At 59.3% G+C, this 2,234-nt stretch carries 4 protein-coding genes; 3 read left to right on the top strand and 1 reads right to left on the bottom strand.

Translation table 11 applies throughout. The features are described from left to right. Positions 1–317 precede the first annotated feature (317 nt). Genes QZY44_RS22610 through QZY44_RS22600 form a run of 3 tightly spaced genes read left to right on the top strand, consistent with a single transcriptional unit; the run spans position 318 to position 1,254 of the window. The gene (locus QZY44_RS22610) at positions 318–500 is read left to right on the top strand and encodes a hypothetical protein (RefSeq protein WP_295452889.1); all 183 of its coding nucleotides are present in this window, start codon (positions 318–320) and stop codon (positions 498–500) included. An 8-nt stretch (positions 501–508) separates the two neighbouring features. Continuing rightward, positions 509–1,036, top strand: a complete 528-nt coding sequence (locus tag QZY44_RS22605; protein WP_295452886.1) for an ATP-binding cassette domain-containing protein — start codon at positions 509–511, stop codon at positions 1,034–1,036. Beyond that, positions 1,024–1,254: a hypothetical protein gene (locus QZY44_RS22600; RefSeq protein WP_295452880.1), complete on the top strand. Its 231-nt coding sequence runs from the start codon at positions 1,024–1,026 to the stop codon at positions 1,252–1,254. The genes QZY44_RS22605 and QZY44_RS22600 overlap by 13 nt, the downstream gene beginning before the upstream one ends. A gap of 95 nt (positions 1,255–1,349) precedes the next feature. Here QZY44_RS22600 and QZY44_RS22595 read toward each other — a convergent pair whose 3' ends face one another. After that, positions 1,350–2,144 carry a response regulator gene (locus QZY44_RS22595; RefSeq protein WP_295452875.1) on the bottom strand — a complete coding sequence of 265 codons (795 nt, stop codon included), beginning with the start codon at positions 2,142–2,144 and terminating at the stop codon, positions 1,350–1,352. Positions 2,145–2,234: the final 90 nt, after the last annotated feature.

Below are 2,234 nucleotides of genomic sequence, written 5' to 3'. Positions count from 1 at the left end.
TGCCGCTCACCAAGCTTCCATACACTAATCGCTGTGTAGTGCCGACCTTTGCCCCTGCGGTGCAAGCCAACCAATGGGTTACGTGAAAAATAGGCGCGAATAGTCGAAGACGGGCTAAAGTCGATTCCGGCAGGACCTTCGAACATCGTGCTTCTCCCTCGGTTTGTTTGCACTTCCAAGGGTACACAATCTCGCGGGTCCTGCCACTCTCACGCGCATCTATCACCCAGTCCGGCGCTGGGTATTGGCCGGATTTATGATCAAGGCCCTGTTTGCACCCTAACCGACCCGGGTAGCTGCCCACTTTCAGGACGGATATGTTCAACTTTCTCGAATCGTTGATTCGCGGCACCCGCACCCCGGGGCCCGGAACCCCGCCGCCGGACCTGCTCGCCTTCTACTGGCACTTTATCGGTCAGACGCCAGGCCCCTACCTGGTCATGTTGTTGACCAGCATCAGCGTCGCCCTGGTGGACATGTGTATCCCCATCTTCAGATGAATGCGCTAATGCTCACGAACACCGCGGGGACCGGCGTGACACTCTGGGGCCACGGGCTGATCGGCGCCGGCCTGGTGGCCACGGCCGCCCACCTGGCCTGGCAGATCACCAACACCGCCGGCTGGGTCTCTTTCGAGATCGCCGGCATCTTCGAGAATATCGGCGCCGTCCTGGACGGCATGCAGACCATCACGGTGCCGCATGCGCTGGTCGATACGCTCGACGCCCGAGCGCTCGCGGTGCCGCGCGGCGAGATCCGCTTCGAGCTGGCGCTGAAGGATTGGCATGGTCGGGCCGGCTACGAGACCCACATCGGTGAACGCGGGCTCAAACTCTCCGGCGGTCAGCACCAGCGGATCGCCATCGCCCGCGTCATCCTCAAGGATGCCGCGATCCTGCTGCTCGACGAGGCCACCTCCGCGCTCGACAGCGAGATTGAGCAGGCGATTGCGGAGCAGCTGATCGGTCTCATGAACGGCAAGACCGTGATTGCGATCGCCACCGGCTCGCGACCATCGCCCGCATGGACCGACTGATCGTGCTCGATCGCGGCCGCATCGTCGAACAGGGTACGCACGAGGCGTTACTGCGTCTTGACGGGCATTATGCGGCCCTCTGGCGCCACCAGTCAGGCGGCTTCCTGCCCGAGGTATTACGTGAGGGGACGTTGCCGGAATCGACCTTTTATGTACACCGAGCGGTCGCCACGCCAGCGGCGGCGGCGGCGGCGGCGGCGGCGGCGGCGGCGGCGTGAGCAGGATACCGCTGTTGGCAACCAAGCGCTTAGCCAATTTCCACGACATAAACACTGATGAGCGTCATCTCGATCGGCAAATCAGCGCATCTTACCTAGTGTTTGGATAGCCATTTCAACAACGTCTCGAACAGCCGGTCGGGCGCCACCGGCTTAGTAATGAATTCGTTCATACCAACTTCGAAGCAGCGCTCCCGATCTTCCGCGAAAGCATTCGCTGTCATTGCGATAATCGGCACCAACCGGTAATCGGGATTATTGCGGATCTCACGCGTCGCGGCAAGCCCGTCCATGACAGGCATCTGCATGTCCATCAGAATCAAGTCGAAAGACTGTTGACGCGTTAATGCAACTGCCTCCTGCCCATCTTGCGCTGACATGGTCACCAGTCCAATATCAGAGAGCAGTATCATGACCACTTCGCGGTTGATCGGTTCGTCTTCAACCAGCAGAATCCGCTTATCAGCATAGTCCCTCTTCAAGACGGTCTCTGCGGACTCAGCAACGCACCGGGTTTGAAATGATTTCTGGCCGACCTTCAGTTCCACCGTAAACCAGAAGATGCTGCCGCTGCCGGGCAGACTGGTGGCACCGGCAGTTCCCCCCATGAGCTCCGCCAGCTTCTTAGTGATCGCCAATCCCAACCCGGTGCCACCATAGCTGCGCGTGGTCGTGTTATCGGCTTGCTCAAACGTGGTAAACAGTCGCTTCATCGCCTCAGTCGCGATCCCTAATCCAGTATCTTCGACCTCGAAGCGCACGGTGACGGCGCCCGCTGATACCGCTTGCTGACGTACCCGTATGACGATATGTCCCCTTTCCGTAAATTTAATGGCGTTGCCTACATAATTCGTGCCTGGCCAGAAACCGCAAACCCCTTTCTTGCTCAATCTGTTATAATCTGGCCCCATGGTTTAAGTTTGGCGCCACCTCCGATCGATGGGGCATGATACCAAGCGGTAACCGATGGATTTTCTGGG

The sequence above is a fragment of the uncultured Thiodictyon sp. genome, from assembly GCA_903837595.1.
Taxonomy (GTDB): Bacteria; Pseudomonadota; Gammaproteobacteria; order Chromatiales; family Chromatiaceae; genus Thiodictyon.
This window is presented reverse-complemented; position numbering and strand designations above follow the sequence as displayed.

Excerpts from the sequence above, each read along its gene's own strand:
- QZY44_RS22610 (WP_295452889.1), top strand. The coding sequence starts at position 318 with ATGTTCAACTTTCTCGAATCGTTGATTCGCGGCACCCGCACCCCGGGG.
- QZY44_RS22605 (WP_295452886.1), top strand. The coding sequence starts at position 509 with ATGCTCACGAACACCGCGGGGACCGGCGTGACACTCTGGGGCCACGGG.
- QZY44_RS22600 (WP_295452880.1), top strand. The coding sequence starts at position 1,024 with ATGGACCGACTGATCGTGCTCGATCGCGGCCGCATCGTCGAACAGGGT.